Genomic DNA, 23,236 nt, shown 5'->3' with positions numbered 1-23,236 from the left:
CTCTCGACCATTCCATTCAAATCACCTAGGTCTGTGGCATGCCGGACGCCGTCAGACCTTTTCTTGATGTCCATCATTCGCTTACAGGCAGAACCTGGACCAATCGACTCGATATTGCCACCGGGCGCACCGCTGCTGCCATCGCCCAGCGCAGCAATATCTCCGAGATTTTGGCCCGCGTAATTGCGGCGCGCGGCGTGACCCTGGACGACGCCGAAAAATATCTTGAGCCCACCATACGTGGGCTGATGCCCGACCCATCCACCATGACTGCGATGGATGGACTGGCCGACCGCCTTGCCCGCGCCATTGTCGACAATGAGGCAATTGCCCTTTTCGGCGACTACGATGTTGATGGCGCCTGCTCCTGCGCGCTCATGGTGCGCTATCTCCGCCATTTTGGCATCGAACCGCAGGTTCACATCCCCGATCGCATCTTTGAAGGCTATGGGCCCAACAATGCGGCCATCGACAAGCTGATCGACAGCGGCGCCAGCCTGATCATCACGCTTGACTGCGGCACCACCAGCGATGATCCCATTGCCTATGCGCGGGGCAGGGGCGCCGAGGTCCTGGTGATCGACCATCACCTGTCTGACCATGAACTACCCAAGGCCAATGCCTTGGTGAATCCCAACCGTGCGGATGACATATCAGGCCTTGGCTATCTATGCGCTGCAGGGGTGACCTTCATGGTCATGGTGGCCGTGAACCGCGCACTCCGGCAGCAGAATGTTCCGGGCCTGCCAGATCTGCTCAAGCTGCTCGATCTGGTTGCGCTCGCCACCATCTGTGACGTGGTTCCCCTGGTCGGCCTGAATCGTGCCTTCGTGGTGCGCGGCCTTGAGATTGCCCGCCGCGGCGACAATCACGGCATACAGGCGTTGGCGCTGGCAGCGCGCCTGTCAGGGCCGATCAACCCGTACCACCTTGGCTTCCTGATTGGGCCTCGCATCAACGCTGGCGGACGTATCGGCAATGCCGCACTGGGAACCGAGCTCCTGACGGTCGACAACGAGCACCATGCGCTTGCCATAGCCGCGCGTCTGGACGAGCTCAATGCCGAGCGGCAGCGCATTGAGGTGGAGGCGGTGGAGGAAGCCGCCGCGGTTGCGGAGCTCGAAATCGGATCGGGGGAGGGGCCGCCCGTTCTGGTCCTTGCCTCGGCGAATTGGCACCCCGGCGTTGCCGGTCTGATCGCCGCAAGGCTGCGCGAGCGCTTCGAACGGCCGGTCTTCGCCATTGCGTTGCATCCCGATGGCACCGGCACCGGCTCAGGCCGGTCCATGCCCGGCGTAGACCTCGGTCGTGCCGTCATCGAGGCCGTAGAACGGGGGCTGATTGCCAAGGGCGGCGGCCATGCCATGGCTGCTGGCGTCACCATCAAGCCTGGGCAATTGGGGCCATTCAGAACCTTTCTAGGAGATGCTTTGCTGAATCAGGTCAGCTCGGCTCGAGCCAAAACAGCCCTGCCGATCGATGCGGCGTTAACCGCACGTGGAGCAACCCTTGATCTTGTACATGATCTTGAGCGGGCAGGACCCTATGGCTCAGGGAATCCGCTTCCAATCTTTGCCTTTCCGGCACACCGCGCGAAGTTCGTCCAAATCGTTGGAAAAGGCGGGCACGTGAGCTTCACGCTTACCTCGGAAGATGGCGCGCGTCTGAAAGCCATCGCTTTCCGCGCTGCCAATACTCCCATTGGCCAAGCCTTGCTCCGGAACCCCGATAGCGCCTTCCACTTCGCTGGCTCACTTTCCATCGACCACTATCAAGGACGGGAACAGGTGCAATTTCGCCTGACCGACTTGGCTAAACCAAGCACTTGAGGGAACCGAATTTTTGACAGGTGGACGCTATTTCTGCGCGCCCGATCGACTCAAAACGGCCAAAAGTGCAGCTTGCATCTCGCTTTATGGCAGTTAAAGTGGCGCTGGGCATACATTGGAAAGCGCTGTTTTTGTGGCTCAAGGGTGTGCCCACGACGCTTCAGGCGAATAGCTGGACTCTGCAGCCCCATGAATAAAACCGTAGTAGAAGAGACCATTACCGGCGTTACGCTATGGACTCGTTTTGCCTCCTGGACCCTCGAATTTGCCGGGATGAAATTGCTGGGCCAGCCCCAGCACGGCAGCGTTACGGTGATCCTGCCTAATGGCCGCACGCGCACGATCGGCAACCCGTCCACTGGCCAACACGCAACTCTGCGTCTCAAGAATTTCCGCGTCCTGAGCGAAGCCATGCAGCGGGGCACTGTCGGATTTGCCGCGGCTTATATGAACGGCGACATCGAGGTCGACGACCTTACGGGGCTGATCCGCTTCTTCCTGCAGAACCGCGACACACTCGACAAGGCCAATCCCGGGTTCTTCCGCAAGGCAGCTGCCGATCTGCAGTATCATTTGTCCCGCCGCAACACGCTGGAAGGCTCCAGAAAGAACATCGCCGAGCATTATGACCTCGGCAATGACTTCTATGGTCAGTGGCTCGACCCTTCCATGACCTATTCCTCGGCCCTGTTCCAGTCTGGCGACCAGAGCCTAGAAGATGCACAACGCACCAAGTACCGTCGTGTCGCCGACATGGCCGGAATCACCGAAGGTTCAACCGTTCTTGAAATCGGCTGCGGCTGGGGCGGCTTCGCCGAGACAGTGGCTCGCGAGTACAAGGCCAATCTGCGCGGCATAACTCTTTCGGCCGAGCAACTCCGCTTTGCCCGAGAACGCATGTCCCGCCAAGGACTAGACAATTTCGCCAAGCTGGTGTTCGAGGACTACCGTCACACCGAGGGGCAGTTTGACCACATCGCATCCATCGAGATGATCGAGGCAGTGGGTGAAGAGAACTGGCCGAGCTATTTCCAGACCATTCATGATCGGCTCAAGCCCGGCGGTACCGCTGCCATCCAGGCTATTACTATCGCTGAACGCGATTTTGATGGTTATAGGAGCGGACCGGATTTCATCCAGCGCTATATCTTCCCCGGCGGAATGCTCCTGACCAAAACCGTGATGCGCGAGTTTGGCGAAAAGTACGGCCTCGTACTCGAGAACGTCGAAAACTTCGGCCTATCCTATGCCAAAACGCTCCGCCTGTGGCGCGAACGCTTCCTGGAGCGCTGGCCCGTGATCGCTCCGCTTGGATACGATGAAAACTTCAGGCGTAAATGGGTCTACTATCTCAGCTACTGCGAAGCCGGCTTTGCCGAAGGCTGCATCGATGTCGGTATTTATCAATATCGCCGACCCGAATAAAACTCACTTCCCGCTTCTGCGCAGCATCATGTCCGTTATCCGGAAAAAGAGAGGATAAGGCAGCAGGCGCAGAGCTTTCATGGTCCAGACCATCCGCCGGGGAAAAGCGATCTCGAAGGCATCGGTCCGGGTCAAGCGATCAACGATCCGTCGCGCGGCCTCGTCCGTTTCCATCAGGAACGGCATCTGGAATTCGTTTCTGTCGGTCAGCTCCGACTTCACAAATCCGGGCGCGATCATCCGAACCTTGATGTTCCGCGCCGCTAGTTCGGTGCGCATCGTTTCAAGCAGGCTGATCATGGCCGCCTTGGTGGACGAATACGCAGCCGCACGCGGCAACCCGAAATAGCCTGCGACGGAAGCGATCGCCGCGAAGTGCCCGCCACCCTGTCGCTCCATCTGCGCGATCACCGGATTGGCGGCACGCACCAGACTCAGAAAATTCGTATCCACGATAGCTTGGAACGGCGTAAAATCGTAGTCGCCTGCTTCCATAGGCTGCGAGGCAACAGCGCCAAAGATGAAGAGGTCAATGCGCCCCAACTCACGCACAATTCGCTGTATGGTCGCTTGGACCGCTTCTTTATCCGTCACGTCTAGCCGGTAGGTCCGGATACCGTCGTTGCGAGCCGCTACCTCCGCCAGCTTGTCGCTCCGACGCCCCGATATGGCGACAATCCACCCCTGTTCAGCAAGCAGCCGCGCAACAGCAGCCCCTATCCCCGAGCCACCGCCAATGATCCAGGCCACGCCAGGCTGGAGCGTCACAGTCCGAACAGCGGCTGTAGCGCCCGCACCAAACGGCTACGGAAGCTTAGCGGCGCGTTCACGGCAACAAGACAAATGCAGTCCTCGCCAGGTTCCGCAATAGGCTGATGCTCCACATCCTCATCATGGTCCGAAATATCGCCGACCTCGAACACACCAAAGCGATCCCTGTAGGCGCCCCGCAGGATCAGCGTGAGTTCCTGTCCGCCATGACTATGCTCCGGCACACTGCGCCCGCCGGCAACCCGCATCAGCATCAGTCTGGATTTCCCATCCTTGCCAACGGCCAGGTCCGCCGCAGCGACACCCGGGCCAGTCCACTTCCACCGCACCCCTTCAAGGCCCAATGGCAGATAGGGACGCAACGGAGCAGGAACGGAGGCAGGCTCGCGATGGGGCAGGGGCTGGACCCCCTCTCCGGTTAAAGAGCCAAGCAGCCGATCAACAGCACCCTCTTTGATTTCAGCTTCCGGCTCGCTCTCAAGCAAGGCGCCACCAATCGCGTTGAGTCTGTGCATGATCTCCCGCCCTTGCTCAGACATGGCAAGGTGCGTGGCAATAACAGTGGTATACGGCTCGTCCAGCGTTCCAGCGCTGAACGCCATCAGCGTTGAGATGTCGGGATGGTGCTTTACGGTCATTGCAGATCCTCCAGCATGGGCCGGAGCCGTTCATATGCTAGGCGCAGTCGGGATTTGACCGTCCCAAGAGGGATACCAACTCGCACGGCAATCTCTGCATGCGGCAGATCATGTATAAAGCTCAGCCGGACCACCTCCTGCTGTTCCGGCGACAGGTTCTTCAAGGCAGCAGCAACACGGTCGATTACTTGGCTTTGCTCAACCAGAAAGCTCCCGATCGGCATGTCGCTGGCAAGATCCATTTCCGCCAGGTCATCGTACGGCTTGTTGGACTGTCGGCGGAGCTGGTCGATTCGCAAATTGCGGGCGATTGTGAATATCCACGTACTGGCGGCACCGCGCTGGCTGGAGAAGAGCGCCGCCTTTCGCCATACGGACAAAAACGTTTCCTGGACCAGATCTTCAGCCAGGGCGTCACTGGTCCCCAGTTTCAGCATCATCGATTTCACGCGAGGTCCGAACAGATTGAACAACTCGGCAAGCGCCATTCGGTCTTGATTCTCGGCAATCCGCACGAGCAGCTCGTTCGGATTAATCGCCTCTGATGGATATAGCGGCTGGCCGCTTTGCTGATCGCTCATTGCTACCGCATACATCGACTGCTTTGCGCATGTCAGCCGTCTTGCGCAGCAAAAACGGCAACCATCAACAGAAGCAAGCCCCAAAGCAATGTATAGAAGCAGTCCTTGGTACGCCCACGGGGAATCGAACCCCGCTCTGCACCGTGAGAGGGTGCCGTCCTAACCGATAGACGATGGGCGCGGACCAGAGGAATAACGCCTATTTACTTCATTCCCGAGAAGAAAGGAATGGTACGCCCTAGGGGAATCGAACCCCTCTCTGCACCGTGAAAGGGTGCCGTCCTAACCGATAGACGAAGGGCGCCTAAGCGCTGGTGGTCGTATAGTTGGGGCTGGGAAGTTGTGCAACCCCCTTCGCGCTATTCCTTTGTTTTTTTAACAGCCGGAGAATGTCACGGGGCGATTATACCCGCGCGGACGGTCCCGCACATCGACATGAATGAACGGCCGACCTGGATAGCACCCGAGTCCTCCGACACTGCTGGTCCGCATGGCAAAGGCAATCAGTTCCCGCTTGTCTACGCCCGGAATGTAGAAGTCGGCTGCCATGCATTTGGTATGATAAGAATTGTCCGCGCCGCCTGCGGCCGTATTATGCTGCCGGTCCCGATAGCCCGAGTGCATGATTACCTTGCGGCCAAAATGCCCTTCGAATTCCCAGATCAAGAATCGCAGCTTGGGAGAGATGCAAAAGGCATTCACCTCGCGACTCGCTACGATCGTGCCCCAATCGTTGCGTTTGCCCGCGTAAGCTGCGCCACTGGAATTGGCAAACATGGCCATGGGTACGCATGCCGAAAGCATGGTGAGGCAAATGCCGGCAGTGGCGAGGGTGCGAAGTGCTGTGATCATGGCGATCTCCGATCAACCTATGTTGCCCTGGAGCAACACACGGGACCAATTTCGAGAGATCGCTAAAATACGATCCGTTTCGCTAACCGGCGCCTAAGCGCTACGGTTAGCGAACAGTTAGTCAGAGCTTCTTACCACTTGCCGGTATTTGGCATGGAGACCCAAGGCTCCTGCGGGGGCAGGGTGCCGTCCTGAATGAGCTCGATGGAAATATTGTCGGGTGATCGGACAAAAGCCATGTGCCCGTCGCGCGGTGGCCGGTTGATCACCACGCCCATGTCACTGAGGTGCTGGCAAAGCGCGTAGATGTCCTTTACCCGATAGGCCAGATGCCCGAAGTTCCGGCCCTCTCCATAGGTTTCGGGATCCCAGTTATAGGTGAGTTCCACTTCACCGCCCTGATCGCCCGGCGCGCGCAGGAAGATCAGCGTGTAGCGGCCTTTCTCGTTGTCGGTGCGCTTGACTTCTTCAAGGCCCAGCCCCTCGCAGTAAAAGCGCAGGCTTGCATCGATGTCGGTCACGCGCACCATTGTGTGCAGATATTTCATTGCTGTTCTCCGGGTGTTGTCACGCTTGGCCTAGCAAGGTGCGCCCCTGCGGACAACCTGCCGCGCCTGCAACAAATTGCTAAGACATGCTTAACAACGCAGCCTGAATCGGACAGAGTGCAACAATGGTGTGCAGTAGCTCGCGGCGGCGGGTCGAGTAAAAGGGCTTGAAAGTAGATGGGGGCCAAATTAGGCGGAGATGGCGACGAGCCGATGAGCCAAGCGCGTGAAGCGGCTGCCGCTCCCAGTGCTGACGGCAGCAAGGACGCGTGCTTCGATACGATTGAAATCTCCGGATCCATCAAATGGTTCGACGCGGGCAAGGGGTTCGGCTTCATTGTACCTGACAACGGCATGCCAGATGTGCTTTTGCACGTAACGTGCCTGCGCCGGGACGGCTATCAGACAGCTTATGAGGGCGCCCGAATCGTTGTCGAGGCGCTGAACCGCCCCGGTGGTTTGCAGGCGTTCCGGATCGTTTCCATGGACGAGTCGACAGCCCGTCATCCGTCGCAGCTTCCTCCACCCCGCACACATGTTGTGGTTGAGCCAACATCGGGAATGGTGCGGCTCGAGGTGAAATGGTTCAATCGCATTCGCGGCTTCGGCTTCCTTTCAGCTGGTGAGGGGACTCCGGACATTTTTGTCCACATGGAAACGCTGCGCCGCTTTGGCATCACCGAACTACGGCCAGGCCAGTTTGTCCTGGTACGCTATGGAAACGGCCCTAAGGGCCTTATGGTCGCCGAAATCAGGCCAGAGGGTTGGGGCGACGCACCGTCCTCTCACTAGGAACACCTCATGTATTCGACCAAGGGTTTGGCCTCGGCCATCTGCTTTGCAGCTTTTACAATCGCCTTGGTCTCAGCAGGTACGGCGACTGCGTACGCCGCCGACAATGAATTGACGCTGCACACCGCTACCGGCGAGTACCGCTTCAATGTTGAGGTTGTGGATACGGCCGAGACACGCGCCCAAGGCTTGATGTTCCGGACCGAGCTCGCAGACGATGCGGGCATGCTCTTCGACTTCAAGGAAGAGCGCGAAGTCTCGTTCTGGATGCAGAACACGCTTATCCCACTGGACATGATCTTTGTTGGAGCAGACGGAATCGTGGACACGATCCACGTCAACGCGCGTCCGCAGGATCCAACGTCCATTCCTTCACAAGTGCCGGTACAGTTTGTGCTGGAGATTCCGGGCGGGCGCTCCGTCGAGATTGGGCTCAAGCCGGGTGACAAGATGGATCATGATCGGGTGGCCGCACCTGCCGGTTAAAGCCGCTGTATGACCATGCAGTCGATCACGGCCCAGAGGTGCAAGCTGGCGCCGCAGACCACAAAGATGTGCCACAGCGCATTTTGGAAGTGCAGCTTTTCCCAAAGGTGGAAGAAGATGCCCAGGGAATAAGTCACACCGCCTGCCAGGATCAGCATCAGGGTGGAGTCTGGCAGGGTTTGAGACAGTGACTGGAATACAAGCAACCCGCTCCAGCCAATTGCCAGATAAAGCGCTATCGCCAAGCGTCCAAACCGCTCCGGCACAATAAGCTTTAGCGCAACGCCGATCAGCGACGCGCCCCACACGAAACTTGTCATGATCATGCCCGCCGGCGTGTTGCCTATAAGCGTCAGGAACGGGGTATAAGTGCCCGCGATAAAGAGAAAAATCGCCGCCTGATCAAGACGGGCAAGGTGCATCTTGATCGGCGAAACTGGCCATAGATTATAAGCCATGGATATAACGAACAGCGCAACGAACGACACGAGGTAGACGGTAAGGGCAGGCGCCGCCTCAGGCGCGGTTTCCATGATCGCATAGCTGAGCAGGAATGAACCCGCCACCAGCGCCACCAGCAGGCCGACCACGTGAACCATGCCGTCCACAACCATTTCCAGCCTCGTGTACGGTCGCTGTTCGCGGCTCCACCAGGAATAGTTTGGCTGTTGGGTGGTCATCGGGGTTCCTTGCTGGGTCAGGCGGGCTGTCCTATGTCCAACGTTTCCGGTGACAACTCGTTGCTCAGGATGGCCGGCATTGACCTGTAAAGCCATCGTTACTAGGGGCTAATCCAAACACCGGACATACAATGCCGCCCATCTCCATCTTTGAAGCGCTTGCGGATCCTACAAGGTGCCGCATTGTCGAACTCCTTCGCCAAGGCCCACAACCCGTGCATGTTCTGGCGTCGAGCTTTACGATCAGCCGTCCCGCCATCTCACGACATCTGCGTGTCCTGAAGCGCGCTAAGCTGATTACTGAAAAGAAGACGGGGCGGGAAAACATGTACCGGCTGCACGTCAAGCGGCTGGAGCCAGCTAGCGCGTGGCTCAAGGCTGTCGCCTCGGTAAAGCAGGCAGAACCTACAAAGTCGATGCGGACGGAGGCGCAGGCAAATACCGTTCGTCCGAAGACGAGCGCGCCATCTGCCTCGCAGATCGGATTCGATTTCTGATTGCTACAATGTCTCAGCCCGCAACTGCTGTGCCGGTCGCACCGACATAGCAGACCATGTGGTCACAACGCCTGTCCCGATCGTGATGGCAATAGCACCTACGCTGACGCCCGCAATCGTGCTCCACCTCATGGCAAATGGAATTTCCAGCACAAAGGTCAGGATCGCCCAGGCACCCGCCGTACCCAGACCGGCACCCATTAATGCTGCCAAGGCGCCAAGCACACTATATTCGGCAACAAACGCCTTGATAACATCCGAACGGGTCGCGCCAAGTACCTTCATGACGACCGCATCTGCCTCTCGCTGCCGGCGCCCCACGCTCATTGCTCCGGCCAGAACCAGAACGCCGGAAACCACGGCCAGGCTCCCCACCAGCGCAACGGCATTGGCGAGGCTCGAAAGAAGAGAGGATATCCTTGCAATTGCGTCGCCTACCGGCAAGAAAGTCAGCGTTGGAAAGTCGCGGCTCAGTGCTAACTCAACCGCATCTTCCGAGCCCTGCGCAGTCTTGATGCTGCTCATAAAGGTCTGCGGAGCGCCTTCGATAAGCCCAGGCGAAAACAGGATGCGGAAACTGAGGCCGTTTCCGCGCCAGTCGATATCCCGAAAGCTTGCTATAGTCGCCGTAATTGGACGTCCGGCCACCGACATGGTCAGCTCATCGCCCAGTCCGAGCCCAAGCGCGCGCTGCAATTCGGTACTGAGTGACACAAGAGGCGGTCCGACATAGTCGCTAGGCCACCACTCACCCTCTTTGATGATCGACCCTGCCGGTAGCTCGCGCGACCAGCTCATGGTCGTATCGCCTTCGAACATCGATGAAATATCATCCGGCACTGGCCCTAGCGCATCGGCTTGTGTCCCGCCAATCGACTGGATCACGCCTCGCAACATTGCAGTGGCTTGAAACTCGGTGATGTCGGGGCGTGCTGCAGCAAAGGCATCAAGCTGCGGCAGTTGTTCCCGATCCACATCCAGCAGGATGAAGCTTGGAGTTTCCTCTGCTACAGCCCCATTGATCTGCGTACGCAGGCTTTGATCCAGAAGAGTGATCATCAGCAGCAGCGCAAGGCCCAGACCTAGCGAAAGTACCACGATTGGAGCAGGGGTTCCCGGCCGGTAAACGGCCTTGATTGCCTGCCGAACAATTGCATTGGGCGCCGGGGGCAGGGCGCGTAACATGGCCTGCAACAGCCAAGTTACAGAACGGAGCAGCAAAAAGGCTCCTGTTGTCCCTGCAGCATACCACAGCACCAGGCGTGGCTCACCCGTCGTTAAGCTCGCTAGCGCGGCAATCGCGCCAAGAGCTAAGAGTAGAGGCCCGGAGGTACGTGGCGCGACTATTTCTCGCCAGCCAAGCCCATGCTCGCGTGCTCCTGCAGCACGAAACAGGCTCGCCGGTTTTAGCTTCTGCGCGCCGCGCAGGGGCAGGAGCGCGAAGGCGAACCCGATAAGCAGCCCAAATGCACCCGCAGTGAACAATGAGGGTAAGTCGATGGACGGTGGAAGCTTTATCGCCAGCATGTCGGAAAGCAGAGGAAGCGCCAGCAAAGTGGTGCAGGCGCCGAGGACCATGCCCAGCAGCACGCCAACGATGTTCAGCACCATGATCTGGCTTAGGAAATGCACCATGATCCGAGCACTGGTTGCTCCCAAGCTCCGCATCGTCGCGATGGAAGCCTGCCGCTCCGTGACATAGGCTGTAACGGCATTGGATACCCCAACGCCCCCCACCAATAGGGAAGACAAGCCAACCAAGGTGAGGAAGCGTGAAAACAGGTCAAAAAAGCGCGCTAGATTAGCTGTGGCATCCCGCGGTAGTCGGATGTCCCAATCCGCATCTGGAAACATTGCGGACAAACGCTCTGTTGCGGCGTCCACATCACTGTTGGGGAGCACAATCTTGTAGCTGTAGCGGCTGAGTGAGCCGCTTTGATCGAGACCTGCATCAGCGAGCGCTGTGTCCGAAACGATGGCCGGAAGGCCCAGTGTAAAACCTTGCGCGGCTTGGTCGGGAAGAGCCTCCAATCTTCCGCGCACCACGAAATCTTCGATGCCAATCTCGATGACGCCTCCTACTTCAATCCCGAGTCGCGTCAGAGCTTGAGCGTCGATCACCACACCGGGGCGACCGTCCGCACGTGCAAGCAGGAGGTTCAAGTCCTGCTCATCAGCTTTGAACTCAACCGCGCCCAGCAGGGGATAGCTTGGGCCCACCGCCCGCAAACTCAGCAAGGTGCTGCGCTCGCCCGCATTGGCACGAGTATTCAGATCAACAACACGGACGGTCTGCCCTATCTTCTCAATAAACGCGCGCTGATCGGGCGTCACATCATGCCCATTGCTGCGCACCTCCATATCTCCACCCAGGATCGCCCGTGCGTCGCGATCAACTGCTCCCTTTAGGGCGGCGCCCACAGATGAAACTGCAGCTATCACACCAACTCCAAGAGCAAGGCAGGCGAGCAGCACCGCAAAGCGCCGCACATCCCCCCGCAGGTCGATGAGAGCAACACGCCACCATCCGATAGTCCTGTTCAAACCGGAACACTCGCGTTGGAGGACGTGAGTTGCCCATGATTCATAAACAATACCCGGTCTGCCCTTGCGGCGAGCGCCGGATCATGCGTGATCAGGAAAACCGCTGTATTATTGTCGCGTGCGAGGCCGAACATCATGTCGATGACCCGAGCGCCTGTGTCCTGATCGAGATTGCCTGTAGGCTCATCGGCCAGCAGCAGTTTAGGGCGCATGACAATGGCACGCGCCAGCCCGACCCGCTGTTGTTCCCCACCTGAAAGCGCGCTGGGCCGATGATCAAGTCTTTGTCCGAGACCAACAGCCTGCAAAGCGGATGCCGCTTGCGCGGTGATCTCTCGGGGCAGCTGCTTGCTCTCCGCAATCTCAAGCGTTAGCGCCACATTCTCGAGTGCCGTCATGGACGGGATGAGGTGAAAGTTCTGGAAAAGTATGCCAAGATGCTGCCGTCTAAAGACGGCCAGCTCATCCTCGCCCATCCCTGACAAGTTTGTTCCCGCTACAATCACCGAACCGTCGGTAGCGCTTTCCAGCCCGCCCAGTACCATCAGGAGCGAGGTTTTGCCGCTTCCCGATGGTCCAATCACAGCAACTACTTCGCCGGCAGCGATGCTGAGATCAATATCCTTCAGGATATGAAGTGGCGTTTTGCCGGACCGCAAATGCAGGTTCATGCGTTGGGTTTGAACAACGGGGCTATCCATAACGGCTCATTGGTTTGGCAGCGGCTCGATACGTTAAGCGGCGCTATGGAAAAGAAAAGCAATGATAGGCAAAATTCTGCGTGAGACACTGCAATTCACACTCTTTGGCGCAATGCTAACCAGCGCTGTTCTTCCGACGCAAGCGGCCCCTAAGACGCTGATGCTCTTTGGCGACTCCCTGATGGCGGGGTATGGCTTGCCCGACCAAGATGCCTTCGCGGCGCAGCTCAAAAAGAGCCTTGAGGCGGATGGCTACGAGGTGAAAATCGTCAACGCTAGTGTTTCGGGAGATACATCCGCCGCAGCACTCGCGCGCATTGACTGGAGTTTATCGGAGAGGCCGGACGCTGTTCTGCTGGGTCTCGGTGGAAACGATATGTTGCGTGGACTTTCACCGGCCCAGATGAGCGAAAACCTGCGCGCTATCCTTGTGCGCCTGCAAGAACAGCAAATCCCGGTGCTGCTTCTTGGAATGCGCGCCAGCCCCAGCTTGGGCGAGGATTATGTAGAAGAATTCGATCATGCCTTTCCAACGCTCGCAGCAGAGTTCGGCGTTCCGCTCTACCCCTTCTTCCTTGAAGGCGTGGCGCTGGACTCTACACTAAACCAGCCTGACGGGATTCACCCAAACGCGCGCGGGGTCCAGACCATGGTCCGAGGCGTGCTGCCAATGATCAAGCAATTGCTGGATGAATGAGGGCGCACGCTGATCCCTCATGATTCCACCTGGCGATCCCGGGAGGACTCGAACCTCCGACCAACAGCTTAGAAGGCTGCTGCTCTATCCAGCTGAGCTACGGGACCTGCACAGGCAGTTTTTATTTAGCGCATTTTGGCGGGAAGGGAACCGGCTTTTGCAAAATCAGTCATGATCGCAAGCTGGGGGGAGGGGCCGTGCTTTTGCGGACAATCAGTTCGGAGCTCAGGACAAACTGCTTTGGCACGATCTTGCCTGGGGCACCTTCAATAAGATCGATCAACGCCTCCGCCGCTAGGCGCCCGACTGCCTCGCGCGGCTGCCGCATCGTAGTCAGCGGAGGCTGAAAATGGGCTGCAATCTCAAGATCATCGAACCCCATCACGGATACATCGTCCGGGCATTTGAGACCGAGGCGGCTGATCTCAGATATAAAGCCAATCGCGGCTTCGTCGTTGGCCGCAAAGACCGCCGTCGGGCGAATCTTGAGCGCGATCAGGGCTTTGGCTGCCCGGGCGCCATCATCCATGCTGAACCCACCGGTAAACATCCAATCTTCCCTTCTCTCGGCGCTAGCGCTCGCCAGACCGGCGAGGAAGCCCGCCTCTCTTTCGCTGCTTAGAACATTTCCTTTCGGGCCTTTAATGTGTCCGATTCGGGTATGTCCAGACTGCAGCAAATAGAGCGCAGCCTGTTTTGCGGCGTAGAAATTGTCGGTGATGACGGTGTGAAAAGGAGCGCCGGGAATTGACTCACACGCCACGATCAGCGGCAAGTTGATTGGCGCTCGCGTGAAGGCTGCTAATTGCTCGGCATCGACTGATCCATCCAGCAGCAAGAGCCCGTCCGCTCGATTGGAAAGAAAATAATCTCGCAGAGCATCGGTGTTATCGCGAGCGAACCTATTTGCGACCAGAACGCCATAGCCGCGTCGCGCGGCCTCGCGCTCGATGGCATCGAGCACTGTGGAAAAGAACGGATTGCCGATATCTGGCAGCGCAACAAGGATGGCTCTAGCTGCTCGCAAGCGGAGCGAACGCGCAGATTGGTTCAGCGTATATCCGGTGATCCGAACAGCCTCGGACACCCTGTTGCGGGTCGCGTCTGTGACTCGTTCAGGCCGCGACAGAGCCCGGCTAACTGTTGCTGCAGAGACCTGTGCAATTCGCGCAACGTCTTGGATTGTTGGCGCTTTCTCGGCTGTTTCCCGCTCCAACAGCGCCCCCTTAACCCTTAGTTGCACCTTCTGTCTAAAACGATCTTGACAGGCCCGCAAGAGCTAGGTGAAAGTAATGCAATCGATTGCATAGATTTTTCGACGATCGTCTTGCAATCGATTACATGCAGCTAGCTCGGGATGCTTCACAAGAAGGCAACCTTGCAGCTGGCCGCTTCGCGGGAGCAATTCGCTCCAGGTGATCGTTGGGAGGACATATATATGAAAAAGTTTACCGTAGTGGCCGCGATGGCTGCTGCCATGATGAGCTCGACCGCTGCTATGGCAGCAGAACTTGAAGTCACCCACTGGTGGACTTCTGGCGGTGAGTCGGCCGCTGTTGCCGAATTCGCTCGCCTGTTCAACGAAACCGGCAATACCTGGGTGGATAGCGCCCTGGCTGGCTCGGGCACCGGTGCAAACCCGGTTATCATCAGCCGCATCCTTGGCGGCGACCCTATGGGTGCCACCCAGATGAACACCGGCCGCGATGCGGAAGGTCTCATTCAGGCCGGTCTCATTCGTGACCTGACCCCGCTTGCTGAAGAAGAGGGCTGGAAGGACTTCTACGCCGATCCAGGCCTGTTCGATGCTTGCACCTATGACGGCAAGATTTACTGCGTGCCGGTCAACATCCACTCGTGGCACTGGCTCTGGCTCTCGACCGGCGCTTACGAAAAGATTGGTCAGCCCGTTCCGAAGGATTGGAACGAATACGTAGCTTCCTGGCCTGCCCTGCGTGAAGCTGGTGTGGTTCCCTTCGGTCTGGCTGCTGGCTGGGCATTGAACGGTATTCCGGGCGTTCTGCTGGCCGACGTTGGTGGTCCTGATCTCTACATGAAGATCAACAAGGATCATGACGCAGAGGCCGTCCGTAGCCCCGAATTCCGCAAGGTTGCCGAAGCTTGGGCAGCTCTGCGCGACGTGGTGGATCCTGCTGAAGTCGTGCCGCAGTTCGGCGACGTGGCGAACCAGCTGCTTGCTGGCGAAGCTGCTGGCAACATCCACGGCGACTGGATCCAGGGTGAATTTGCAGTTGCTGGTGCAACTCCGGGGGTCGAATACGACTGCTTGCCGGGCCTGGGCCTGACTGACCGCATCGAAGGTGGCGGCGACGCCTTCTACTTCCCCGTGCTGCCAGAAGGCACCGCGCAGGACGTGCTCGATGCGCAGACCACCCTTGCCAAGCTGCTGGTCAGCAAGGAAGCCCAGGTTGCATTCAACCTGAAGAAGGGCTCCATGCCGATCCGTACGGACATCGACCTGTCCACAGCAAACGATTGCATGAAGAAGGCTATCACCATTCTGGAAAGCCCAGAAGGCCTGCTGCCATCCGGCGAAACCCTGAACTCGAGCGACACCCAGCAGCAGCTGGACGACCTCAACCAGGAATTCTTCGCTGACAAGAGCTACTCGGTTGATGACTACATCGAAGAGTACGCTGCGATCATCGAGTCGGCCGACTAAGCCATAGGCTTGAAAAACACGGGGGCCGCTTCGGCGGCCCCCAATTCGCGTTTAAGTTGGCGGTGAGCAACTGCCCATCTGGCGCATGTATTCTTCAAAGGAAGCGCAATGACCGACATTGGGCGCTCCGGCGCTGTGAGTCGGCCGGTGGAAGCAGATAAGCCACCTGGTCTGCTATACAATATTTTTGTCAGGAATATTACGGCCAAGATCGCCGCGTCACCCATGGTGGCGATTGTCCTGATCGTGTTCATCGGCTGTACGCTGTGGAGCGTCTGGTTTTCGTTCACCGACTCACGTTCCTTGCCGAACGGTGATTTCGTGGGCTGGGCTCAGTATGAGCGCCTGTTCTCTGCCCGGCGCTGGAAGATTTCGGCAACGAATCTTCTTACCTACGGCATCTTCTCCCTTGTCTTCACAATGGTCGTCGGCTTTCTGCTTGCGGTGCTGATGGACCAGAAGCTCCGCTTCGAAGACGGTTTCCGGACCATTTTCCTGTATCCATTCGCCCTGTCCGGCATCGTGACCGGTCTTGTCTGGCAGTGGATCATGAACCCAACCTTGGGCCTTCAGTCCACCATCCGCGGCTTGGGCTGGACCAGCTTTACCTTTGACTGGATCACCAACACTGACATGGTGCTCTATGCTCTGCTGATAGCGGGCACATGGCATGGCACGGGGTTCGTGATGGTGTTGATGCTTGCCGGTTTGCGCAGCATTGACGGGGAAATCTGGAAGGCTGCCCGCGTTGACGGCATTCCAACCTGGCGCACCTATCTTCAGATCGTACTTCCCATGATGCGCGGGGTCATAGTGACAACCCTCGTCATCGTTGGTTCAGGCATCGTCCGCACCTATGACCTCGTCGTGGCGCTAACAAATGGCGGTCCCGGCCTCTCCTCGGAAGTGCCTGCCAAGTACGTCATCAACTACATGTTCACCGCCGGCAATCTGGGGCAGGCCCTGGCTGCTTCCACGGTCATGCTGCTAGCCGTTTTCGTCATCCTTATCCCGTGGATGATCATCGAATTCGGTCCCAAGAAGGCTCATTAGGAGGAACTCATGGCCAATGTTTCAGCGGTCGGCGAGCCCTCCGGGCCTCGTCCAAGCAAGGGGTTCAACCCTAAGCGTATCATCATCTACGGCATCATCATTGTTGCCGCCATGTACTACCTTCTGCCGCTCTATGTGATGATTACAACGTCACTCAAGGGGCTGCCGGAGATTCGGCTGGGCAATATCTTCGCTCCGCCGCTCGAAATCATCACGATAGAGCCGTGGGTCAAAGCCTGGACCAGCGCCTGTACCGGCCTGACCTGTAATGGTCTTGCCCCCGGTTTCTGGAACTCGGTCAAGATCACTGTGCCGTCCACAATCATTTCAGTACTGGTTGCAGCAGTGAGCGGTTACGCTCTCGTCAATTGGCGCTTTAAGGGTTCCGAGTTCTTCTTCACCTGCCTGCTGCTGGGCTCGTTCATCCCCTATCAGGTGATGCTCTATCCCATGGTGATGATTACGGCGCAGCTCAAGATCTTCGGCACGCTTTGGGCTGTTATCCTTGTGCACACCGTTTTCGGCATGCCCATCCTGGTGCTCCTGTTCCGCAACTACTTTGCGTCTTTGCCACAGGAATTGTTCAAGGCTGCTCGTGTTGATGGTGCTGGTTTCTGGCGGATTTTCTTCCAAATCATGGTGCCGATGTCGCTGCCGATCTTTGCGGTGGCGATTATCCTGCAGGTCACCGGTATCTGGAACGACTTCCTGTTCGGCGTGGTCTTCGCCGGCACCCAGAACTATCCCATGACGGTGCAGCTCAACAACATCGTCAACTCCACGCAAGGCGTGCGGGAATACAACGTCAACATGGCCGCCACGATCCTGACTGCAGCTGTACCGCTGATCGTCTACTTCGTTTCCGGCAAATGGTTCGTGCGCGGCATCGCCGCTGGCGCGGTGAAGGGTTAAACCAATGCAAAGCAGTGTTTCCATCCGGGACGTGTCCCTCAATTTCGGCAACGTGCAGGTGCTGCGCAATCTCAATCTCGAAGTCGGGCAGGGCGAGTTCATCGTTCTGCTGGGACCTTCAGGATGCGGCAAGTCCACCCTTCTGAACTGCATCGCCGGTCTGCTTGACGTCTCCGGCGGGCAGATATTCATCGGCGGCAAGAACGTTACGTGGGCTGAGCCCAAGGACCGTGGCATCGGCATGGTGTTCCAGTCCTATGCGCTTTACCCGCAGATGACAGTCGAGAAGAACCTGTCGTTCGGTCTGCGTGTGGCGGGCATGGCTAAGGAAGAAGTCAACGCCCGCGTCAAGCGGGCTGCCGAAATCCTCCAGCTTGAGCCCTTCCTGCAGCGTAAGCCGGCCAATTTGTCCGGCGGCCAGCGCCAGCGTGTCGCCATTGGTCGTGCCTTGGTGCGCGATGTGGACGTCTTCCTGTTCGACGAGCCATTATCGAACCTTGACGCCAAGCTCCGCTCGGATCTGCGCGTCGAGATCAAGCGGCTCCATCAGCGGCTCAAGAACACCATGATCTACGTGACCCACGATCAGATTGAAGCTCTGACCCTGGCTGACCGCATCGCCATCATGAAGAACGGCGAAATCCAGCAGCTGAGCGATCCCCACACAATCTACAACAATCCAGTCAATCTTTACGTAGCTGGCTTCATCGGCTCACCATCGATGAACTTCCTGCAGGGAACCCTGAGCGGCACCAGCTTCACGGCAGAAGATGGTACCGTGATCCCTGTCGGGAACTACAAGTTCACTGCTCCGTCCTCGGGCCAGATCAAGGCTGTGCTTGGCGTTCGCCCCGAGCACATCGTGCTCGGCGAAGACGCTCAGCGCATGCCCTTCAGCACCGAAGTCGAGATCGAAATCGTCGAGCCCATGGGCTCGGATACCCTCGCCTGGACAAAGATCGCCGGCCATTCCGTTACGTTCCGTGCCGACAGCGATGTTGTGCTGACCGTTGGACAGAAATTGTTCGTTGGTTTCGATCCGGCCCGCGGCTCACTGTTCAATGCCGAAACGACGAACCGGGTCTAACATGCAATGATACAGCCGGGCATTGTGGTGCCCGGCATCTCTCTTCCTTCTTACTTTTCGGCTGCTGCGTCTGCTCACCCCGCCAGATTCATCGCCCGCTATCAGATATCAACGCATCTACGTGATGCGACGTCCAATCATCTACATTTCAAGAGGCCCAAATGACTGAACTGTCATTCCAGCTCTACAGCGCCCGTAACGTGCCATCGCTGCCTGACTTTCTCGCCAAGTTGAGTTCGCTGGGCTACACGCAGGTAGAAGGTTATGGCGGGCTTTATGCCGACGCAGCCGGCCTTGCCGCCGAACTTCAGAAAAATGGCCTCACCATGCCGACCGGCCATTTCGGTCCCGCTCAGGTGCAGGATGTGGAAACGACCCTCAAAACCGCCGAAACCCTTGGCATCAAGCGCATCTACTGCCCTCATATCGGACCTGAAGGCCGCAGCGAAGACGAGTCCAAATGGCTGGAACTAGCTGAGATGCTCGCCAAGGCTGGCGAGACATACACGAAGGAAGGTTACGGCTTCGGCTGGCACAACCATGACTTCGAGTTCAAGGCAACGACCTCGGGCCGTACGCCCATGGAGATCATCCTCGAAACAGCGCCAAGCATCGAGTGGGAAGCAGACGTTGCTTGGATCGCGCGTGGCAATGCAGACCCCGTAGCATGGTTCGAGAAGTATGGTGACCGTATTACCGCTGTTCACGTCAAAGACATTGCTCCAGCGGGGGAAGCAGCCGACGAAGACGGTTGGGCTGACGTGGGGCAGGGCGTCCTGAACTGGGATGACCTAATCACCAAGGTGCAGAGCAAGACCAAGGCTCAGTACTTCGTTGCCGAACACGACAAGCCATCTGATGCGGTGCGTTTTGCCACCCGCTCGATCGCTGCCGCCAAGAACTGGAAGTAAGATCAGATGACCAAGACATTTGGCGTCGGCATCATGGGTGCCGGCAATATTTCGGGCGCCTATTTGCGGCTCGCTCCGCTGTTCAAGGGCCTTGAGGTTCGCGCCGTTGCAGACATCGTTCCCGCGGCTGCCCGAAAGCGGGCTGAGGAGTTTGGCGTTAAGGCTCAAACACCCGACGAACTGCTTAAGAACAGCGAACTGGACGTGATCGTCAACTTGACGATCCCAGCTACGCATTATTCAGTCTCGATGGACATCATCTCGGCCGGTAAGCACGCCTATTCCGAAAAGCCTTTCGTGCTTTCCCTCGAAGAAGGCATGGCGCTCAAGAAGGCAGCCGACGATCGGGGCCTTCGTGTCGGCAGCGCTCCAGATACATTCCTCGGCGGCGCTCATCAGCAGGCTCGCCAGATCATCGATAGCGGCCAGCTAGGCAAGATCATGAGCGGTACAACGCACGTGATGAGCCGGGGCATGGAACATTGGCACCCAAATCCCGAATTCTTCTTCCAGCCAGGTGCGGGGCCGATCCTTGATCTTGGCCCTTACTACGTAACCGAGCTAATTCACCTGCTTGGCCCGGTGAAGCGCCTCTCGGCCTTCACCAACATGGCGCGCACGGAACGTGAGGTGACAGCCGAGGGCCCCTACAAGGGCACCTTCGTCAAGGTTGGTACTCCCACCACGATCCATGGTGTGCTGGAATTCGTTTCGGGCGCCATCATCACCATCGGCGCCAGCTGGGACGTTGCGGCTCACGGACACCATAACATTGAGCTCTATGGCACGGATGGATCCATCTTCGTGCCAGATCCGAACTTCTTTGGCGGTGATCTGGTAACGGCAGGCCTTAATGGGGAGCGCCAAACCGTTACGCCATGGAATCACCCCTTCGGGAAAGCCAATCAGGATCTCGACAAGCCCACTCCGCGTGCCAATTACCGCACGGCTGGCCTCGCTGACATGATGCAGTCGATCGACGCTGGTTATCGCGCTCGGTGTGGCCTGGATGTTGCGCTGCATGCCGTTGACGTCATGACGAGCCTGCTCAAGGCGGGTGAGAGCGGTCAGGTGCTGACGCTCTCCACCACTTGCGAGCGGCCGCTGCCTCTAACACCAGAGGATGCTCAGGCGCTACTGAAGTAAGAGGTGCGTACCTCATTGACAGGCCCCATCTGCCAGTCAAAAGTATGATGAATGGGAAGCCGGCGGCGGCCTTCGCCGCCTGTTTCTGTCCGAACCAGCAAATACAAGGCGCGTAAAGCGTTACAGAGGAGCAATTCATGCGCACCATCAAAGGGCCCGCTATTTTCCTGGCGCAGTTCGCCGGCGACGCAGCACCATTCAATTCACTCGATGCGATTTGTGGTTGGGCGGCCAATTACGGCTACAAGGGTGTGCAGATTCCCACATGGGTCGGCAGCCTGATCGATCTTGAAAAAGCGGCTACGTCAAAGACCTACGCCGATGAGCTCGAGGGCATCGTTGCCAAGCACGGCTTGGAAATTACCGAGCTATCAACCCATTTGCAGGGCCAGCTTGTTGCTGCCCATCCTGTTTACGACACAATGCTGGATGGTTTCGCGCCGGCTTCGGTCCATGGTAATCCTAAGGCGCGCCAGGAATGGGCTGTGCAGCAGCTTCATTGGGCCGCAAAGGCATCGCAGAATTTGGGTCTTACCGAACATGCGACCTTCTCGGGCGCGCTCGCCTGGCCGTTCCTTTATCCGTTCCCTCAGCGCCCGGCCGGCCTGATCGAGGAAGCCTTCGATGAACTGGCCCGTCGCTGGACGCCGATCCTCAATGCCATGGACGAAAATGGCGTAGACCTCTGTTACGAAATCCACCCGGGCGAAGACCTGCACGACGGCATCACCTACGAGATGTTCCTTGAGCGGGTGAACAATCATCCCCGCGCCAATCTGCTTTATGATCCCAGCCACTTCGTGCTGCAGCAGCTCGACTATCTCGACTACATCGACATCTACCATGAGCGGATCAAGATGTTCCACGTCAAGGATGCCGAGTTCAACCCGACCGGCCGCCAGGGCGTCTATTCGGGCTATCAGAGCTGGATCAACCGGGCAGGGCGCTTCCGCTCGCTCGGTGATGGCCAGGTAGATTTCGCCTCCATTTTCTCCAAGATGGCGCAGTACGACTTTGCCGGCTGGGCCGTGCTGGAATGGGAATGCGCTATCAAGCACCCCGAAGATGGTGCACGCGAAGGCGCTGAGTTCATCAAGAACCACATCATTCGTGTGACGGAACACGCCTTCGACGATTTTGCCTCATCCGGTACCGATCTGGCTGCCAACCGCAAAATCCTCGGTCTGAGCTAAGGAGCAACGAAAATGGCAGAAGCTGGCGCAAGGCGCATTCGCCTGGGTATGGTTGGCGGCGGCACGGGAGCCTTTATCGGCTATGTTCACCGCATCGCTGCCCGCATCGATGGTGATTATGATTTGGTTGCGGGGGCGCTGTCGTCTCGTCCAGAAGTCGCCAAGGAGTCCGGCCGCAACATCGGCTTGGCCGAAGACCGCATCTATACATCGTACGAGGAAATGGCGCAGGCAGAAGCAGCGCGTCCCGACGGCATCGAAGCGGTGTCGATCGTCACACCCAATCACATGCACTACGGCCCCGCCAAGGCTTTCCTCGAAGCTGGCATTCACGTGATCTGCGACAAGCCGCTCACCTCGACGCTGGAAGATGCGCGCAAGCTCGCTTCCATTCAGCCCAAGAACGGCGCCAAGTTCCTCCTCACGCACAACTATACGGGCTATCCGCTGATCCGCCAGGCGCGTGAACTCGTTGCGTCTGGTGCCTTGGGCAATATTCGCGTAGTTCAGGCCGAATATCCGCAGGATTGGCTCACCGAAGCCACTACTGAAGAGAACAAGCAGGCCTCCTGGCGCACGGATCCGGCCCGCTCAGGCGCAGGCGGAGCTATCGGTGACATTGGGACCCACGCCTACAATCTGGCACGCTTCGTAACCTGCTTGAAGACGGACTCCGTCTCTGCTGACCTCGACAGCTTCGTGGAAGGCCGTCAACTCGACGATAACGTCCACATCATGCTGCGCTTCGAAGGTGGCGCGAAGGGGATGCTCTGGGCCAGCCAGGTCGCGGTTGGCTGCGAGAACGGCTTGCAGTTGCGCGTTTATGGCGACAAGGGCGGGCTCGAATGGCGCCAGGACAATCCCAACTACATGTGGTTCACCGAATTCGGTAAGCCCAGGCAGTTGCTGACCCGAGGCGGCGCGATTTCCGGAAATGCAGCTTCCACCATGAACATACGCATTCCCTCGGGGCATCCGGAAGGATATCTGGAAGCGTTCGCCACCTTGTATTCCCAGTTCGCTGCCGTAATCCGCGGCGAGGGCGCTGAGTATGAAGGCTTGCTGCCAACTCTCGCCGATGGCGTTGAGGGCATGCAGTTTATCATCGCGTCAGTTGAATCGAGCAGGAACGACGGCAAATGGACCAAGCTCAGCGAGGTCTAGGCTTGGACAGATAAGGAGATGGAAGCCCCGGCCACTTGCTGGGGCT

The 23,236-nt window shown here is 58.1% G+C and carries 23 protein-coding genes and 3 tRNA genes; 14 read left to right on the top strand and 12 right to left on the bottom strand.

Annotated features, from left to right (window positions below; all coding sequences use genetic code 11):
• The first annotated feature begins 38 nt into the window (after positions 1–38).
• Both recJ and DDE77_RS11755 read left to right on the top strand, forming a co-directional pair.
• The gene (gene recJ, locus DDE77_RS11760) at positions 39–1,829 is read left to right on the top strand and encodes a single-stranded-DNA-specific exonuclease RecJ (protein WP_108397657.1); all 1,791 of its coding nucleotides are present in this window, start codon (positions 39–41) and stop codon (positions 1,827–1,829) included.
• A gap of 189 nt (positions 1,830–2,018) precedes the next feature.
• A complete protein-coding gene (locus DDE77_RS11755) occupies positions 2,019–3,254 on the top strand; it encodes an SAM-dependent methyltransferase (RefSeq protein WP_245895202.1) in 1,236 nt (411 codons plus the stop codon).
• A 3-nt stretch (positions 3,255–3,257) separates the two neighbouring features.
• On the opposite strand, the gene DDE77_RS11750 is transcribed toward DDE77_RS11755, so the two are convergent.
• The 7 genes from DDE77_RS11750 to DDE77_RS11720 form a co-directional block, all read right to left on the bottom strand.
• Positions 3,258–4,022 (bottom strand): SDR family NAD(P)-dependent oxidoreductase, encoded by a 765-nt coding sequence (locus DDE77_RS11750; RefSeq protein ID WP_108397655.1) that lies wholly within the window; start codon positions 4,020–4,022, stop codon positions 3,258–3,260.
• The gene (locus tag DDE77_RS11745; protein WP_108397654.1) at positions 4,019–4,663 is read right to left on the bottom strand and encodes a ChrR family anti-sigma-E factor; all 645 of its coding nucleotides are present in this window, start codon (positions 4,661–4,663) and stop codon (positions 4,019–4,021) included. Before DDE77_RS11745 ends, DDE77_RS11750 begins: the two co-directional genes overlap by 4 nt.
• A complete protein-coding gene (locus DDE77_RS11740; protein WP_157959800.1) occupies positions 4,660–5,244 on the bottom strand; it encodes a sigma-70 family RNA polymerase sigma factor in 585 nt (194 codons plus the stop codon). The genes DDE77_RS11745 and DDE77_RS11740 overlap by 4 nt, the downstream gene beginning before the upstream one ends.
• A gap of 106 nt (positions 5,245–5,350) precedes the next feature.
• Positions 5,351–5,425 (bottom strand) — tRNA-Glu (locus tag DDE77_RS11735).
• Positions 5,426–5,473: 48 nt separating this feature from the next.
• Positions 5,474–5,548, bottom strand: a tRNA-Glu gene (locus DDE77_RS11730).
• A 71-nt stretch (positions 5,549–5,619) separates the two neighbouring features.
• Positions 5,620–6,096 (bottom strand): YcbK family protein, encoded by a 477-nt coding sequence (locus DDE77_RS11725; protein WP_108397652.1) that lies wholly within the window; start codon positions 6,094–6,096, stop codon positions 5,620–5,622.
• A gap of 131 nt (positions 6,097–6,227) precedes the next feature.
• Positions 6,228–6,644, bottom strand: coding sequence for a VOC family protein (locus DDE77_RS11720; protein WP_108397651.1), 417 nt, complete (start codon positions 6,642–6,644; stop codon positions 6,228–6,230).
• A 213-nt stretch (positions 6,645–6,857) separates the two neighbouring features.
• Between DDE77_RS11720 and DDE77_RS11715 the strand changes: the two genes are divergently transcribed.
• Positions 6,858–7,436, top strand: a complete 579-nt coding sequence (locus tag DDE77_RS11715) for a cold-shock protein (RefSeq protein WP_245895201.1) — start codon at positions 6,858–6,860, stop codon at positions 7,434–7,436.
• A gap of 9 nt (positions 7,437–7,445) precedes the next feature.
• Positions 7,446–7,922 (top strand): DUF192 domain-containing protein, encoded by a 477-nt coding sequence (locus DDE77_RS11710; protein WP_108397649.1) that lies wholly within the window; start codon positions 7,446–7,448, stop codon positions 7,920–7,922.
• On the opposite strand, the gene trhA is transcribed toward DDE77_RS11710, so the two are convergent.
• The gene (gene trhA / locus DDE77_RS11705) at positions 7,919–8,602 is read right to left on the bottom strand and encodes a PAQR family membrane homeostasis protein TrhA (RefSeq protein ID WP_108397648.1); all 684 of its coding nucleotides are present in this window, start codon (positions 8,600–8,602) and stop codon (positions 7,919–7,921) included. The genes DDE77_RS11710 and trhA overlap by 4 nt on opposite strands.
• A 131-nt stretch (positions 8,603–8,733) precedes the next feature.
• Between trhA and DDE77_RS11700 the strand changes: the two genes are divergently transcribed.
• Complete coding sequence (locus DDE77_RS11700) at positions 8,734–9,099, top strand: ArsR/SmtB family transcription factor (RefSeq protein WP_108397647.1); 366 nt, start codon at positions 8,734–8,736, stop codon at positions 9,097–9,099.
• Between the two features lie 3 nt (positions 9,100–9,102).
• On the opposite strand, the gene DDE77_RS11695 is transcribed toward DDE77_RS11700, so the two are convergent.
• Together DDE77_RS11695 and DDE77_RS11690 are read right to left on the bottom strand one after the other, a co-directional pair.
• Positions 9,103–11,643 carry an ABC transporter permease gene (locus tag DDE77_RS11695; protein ID WP_108397646.1) on the bottom strand — a complete coding sequence of 847 codons (2,541 nt, stop codon included), beginning with the start codon at positions 11,641–11,643 and terminating at the stop codon, positions 9,103–9,105.
• On the bottom strand, positions 11,640–12,344 hold the full coding sequence (locus DDE77_RS11690; protein ID WP_108397645.1) for an ABC transporter ATP-binding protein: 705 nt from the start codon (positions 12,342–12,344) through the stop codon (positions 11,640–11,642). Before DDE77_RS11690 ends, DDE77_RS11695 begins: the two co-directional genes overlap by 4 nt.
• A gap of 61 nt (positions 12,345–12,405) precedes the next feature.
• On the opposite strand from DDE77_RS11690, the gene DDE77_RS11685 reads away from it, so the two are divergent.
• Positions 12,406–13,041 carry an arylesterase gene (locus tag DDE77_RS11685; RefSeq protein ID WP_245895199.1) on the top strand — a complete coding sequence of 212 codons (636 nt, stop codon included), beginning with the start codon at positions 12,406–12,408 and terminating at the stop codon, positions 13,039–13,041.
• A 30-nt stretch (positions 13,042–13,071) separates the two neighbouring features.
• On the opposite strand, the gene DDE77_RS11680 is transcribed toward DDE77_RS11685, so the two are convergent.
• Both DDE77_RS11680 and DDE77_RS11675 read right to left on the bottom strand, forming a co-directional pair.
• Positions 13,072–13,148: transfer RNA gene (locus tag DDE77_RS11680), tRNA-Arg, on the bottom strand.
• A gap of 62 nt (positions 13,149–13,210) precedes the next feature.
• Entirely contained in the window at positions 13,211–14,257 is a 1,047-nt protein-coding gene (locus DDE77_RS11675; RefSeq protein WP_210204382.1) for a LacI family DNA-binding transcriptional regulator, read from the bottom strand.
• A gap of 222 nt (positions 14,258–14,479) precedes the next feature.
• Here DDE77_RS11675 and DDE77_RS11670 point away from each other — a divergent pair, with 222 nt between their 5' ends.
• From DDE77_RS11670 to DDE77_RS11635, 8 genes are all read left to right on the top strand, one after another.
• A complete protein-coding gene (locus tag DDE77_RS11670) occupies positions 14,480–15,724 on the top strand; it encodes an ABC transporter substrate-binding protein (protein WP_170116513.1) in 1,245 nt (414 codons plus the stop codon).
• Between the two features lie 225 nt (positions 15,725–15,949).
• Positions 15,950–16,777, top strand: coding sequence for a carbohydrate ABC transporter permease (locus DDE77_RS11665; protein ID WP_245895233.1), 828 nt, complete (start codon positions 15,950–15,952; stop codon positions 16,775–16,777).
• Positions 16,778–16,786: 9 nt separating this feature from the next.
• Entirely contained in the window at positions 16,787–17,689 is a 903-nt protein-coding gene (locus DDE77_RS11660) for a carbohydrate ABC transporter permease (RefSeq protein ID WP_108397642.1), read from the top strand.
• A gap of 4 nt (positions 17,690–17,693) precedes the next feature.
• Complete coding sequence (locus DDE77_RS11655) at positions 17,694–18,776, top strand: ABC transporter ATP-binding protein (protein ID WP_108397641.1); 1,083 nt, start codon at positions 17,694–17,696, stop codon at positions 18,774–18,776.
• Between the two features lie 161 nt (positions 18,777–18,937).
• Positions 18,938–19,687: a sugar phosphate isomerase/epimerase family protein gene (locus DDE77_RS11650; protein WP_108397640.1), complete on the top strand. Its 750-nt coding sequence runs from the start codon at positions 18,938–18,940 to the stop codon at positions 19,685–19,687.
• 6 nt (positions 19,688–19,693) lie between these two features.
• Positions 19,694–20,833, top strand: coding sequence for a Gfo/Idh/MocA family protein (locus DDE77_RS11645; RefSeq protein WP_108397639.1), 1,140 nt, complete (start codon positions 19,694–19,696; stop codon positions 20,831–20,833).
• Positions 20,834–20,970: 137 nt separating this feature from the next.
• A complete protein-coding gene (locus tag DDE77_RS11640) occupies positions 20,971–22,026 on the top strand; it encodes a sugar phosphate isomerase/epimerase family protein (protein WP_108397638.1) in 1,056 nt (351 codons plus the stop codon).
• A 12-nt stretch (positions 22,027–22,038) separates the two neighbouring features.
• A complete protein-coding gene (locus tag DDE77_RS11635; RefSeq protein ID WP_108397637.1) occupies positions 22,039–23,190 on the top strand; it encodes a Gfo/Idh/MocA family protein in 1,152 nt (383 codons plus the stop codon).
• Positions 23,191–23,236: the final 46 nt, after the last annotated feature.

The sequence above is a fragment of the Devosia submarina genome (assembly GCF_003056345.1).
Taxonomy (GTDB): domain Bacteria; phylum Pseudomonadota; class Alphaproteobacteria; order Rhizobiales; family Devosiaceae; genus Devosia; species Devosia submarina.
This window is presented reverse-complemented; position numbering and strand designations above follow the sequence as displayed.

What these genes read in the sequence shown, in the direction of transcription:
- DDE77_RS11690 (WP_108397645.1), bottom strand. Translation starts at nt 12,344, where the DNA reads ATGGATAGCCCCGTTGTTCAAACCCAACGCATGAACCTGCATTTGCGG.
- DDE77_RS11710 (WP_108397649.1), top strand. Translation starts at nt 7,446, where the DNA reads ATGTATTCGACCAAGGGTTTGGCCTCGGCCATCTGCTTTGCAGCTTTT.
- DDE77_RS11755 (WP_245895202.1), top strand. Translation starts at nt 2,019, where the DNA reads ATGAATAAAACCGTAGTAGAAGAGACCATTACCGGCGTTACGCTATGG.
- recJ (WP_108397657.1), top strand. Translation starts at nt 39, where the DNA reads ATGCCGGACGCCGTCAGACCTTTTCTTGATGTCCATCATTCGCTTACA.
- DDE77_RS11635 (WP_108397637.1), top strand. Translation starts at nt 22,039, where the DNA reads ATGGCAGAAGCTGGCGCAAGGCGCATTCGCCTGGGTATGGTTGGCGGC.
- DDE77_RS11660 (WP_108397642.1), top strand. Translation starts at nt 16,787, where the DNA reads ATGGCCAATGTTTCAGCGGTCGGCGAGCCCTCCGGGCCTCGTCCAAGC.
- DDE77_RS11665 (WP_245895233.1), top strand. Translation starts at nt 15,950, where the DNA reads ATGGTGGCGATTGTCCTGATCGTGTTCATCGGCTGTACGCTGTGGAGC.
- DDE77_RS11685 (WP_245895199.1), top strand. Translation starts at nt 12,406, where the DNA reads ATGATAGGCAAAATTCTGCGTGAGACACTGCAATTCACACTCTTTGGC.
- DDE77_RS11670 (WP_170116513.1), top strand. Translation starts at nt 14,480, where the DNA reads ATGAAAAAGTTTACCGTAGTGGCCGCGATGGCTGCTGCCATGATGAGC.
- DDE77_RS11715 (WP_245895201.1), top strand. Translation starts at nt 6,858, where the DNA reads ATGAGCCAAGCGCGTGAAGCGGCTGCCGCTCCCAGTGCTGACGGCAGC.
- DDE77_RS11700 (WP_108397647.1), top strand. Translation starts at nt 8,734, where the DNA reads ATGCCGCCCATCTCCATCTTTGAAGCGCTTGCGGATCCTACAAGGTGC.
- DDE77_RS11640 (WP_108397638.1), top strand. Translation starts at nt 20,971, where the DNA reads ATGCGCACCATCAAAGGGCCCGCTATTTTCCTGGCGCAGTTCGCCGGC.
- DDE77_RS11745 (WP_108397654.1), bottom strand. Translation starts at nt 4,663, where the DNA reads ATGACCGTAAAGCACCATCCCGACATCTCAACGCTGATGGCGTTCAGC.
- DDE77_RS11725 (WP_108397652.1), bottom strand. Translation starts at nt 6,096, where the DNA reads ATGATCACAGCACTTCGCACCCTCGCCACTGCCGGCATTTGCCTCACC.
- DDE77_RS11645 (WP_108397639.1), top strand. Translation starts at nt 19,694, where the DNA reads ATGACCAAGACATTTGGCGTCGGCATCATGGGTGCCGGCAATATTTCG.
- DDE77_RS11720 (WP_108397651.1), bottom strand. Translation starts at nt 6,644, where the DNA reads ATGAAATATCTGCACACAATGGTGCGCGTGACCGACATCGATGCAAGC.
- DDE77_RS11650 (WP_108397640.1), top strand. Translation starts at nt 18,938, where the DNA reads ATGACTGAACTGTCATTCCAGCTCTACAGCGCCCGTAACGTGCCATCG.
- DDE77_RS11655 (WP_108397641.1), top strand. Translation starts at nt 17,694, where the DNA reads ATGCAAAGCAGTGTTTCCATCCGGGACGTGTCCCTCAATTTCGGCAAC.
- trhA (WP_108397648.1), bottom strand. Translation starts at nt 8,602, where the DNA reads ATGACCACCCAACAGCCAAACTATTCCTGGTGGAGCCGCGAACAGCGA.
- DDE77_RS11740 (WP_157959800.1), bottom strand. Translation starts at nt 5,244, where the DNA reads ATGAGCGATCAGCAAAGCGGCCAGCCGCTATATCCATCAGAGGCGATT.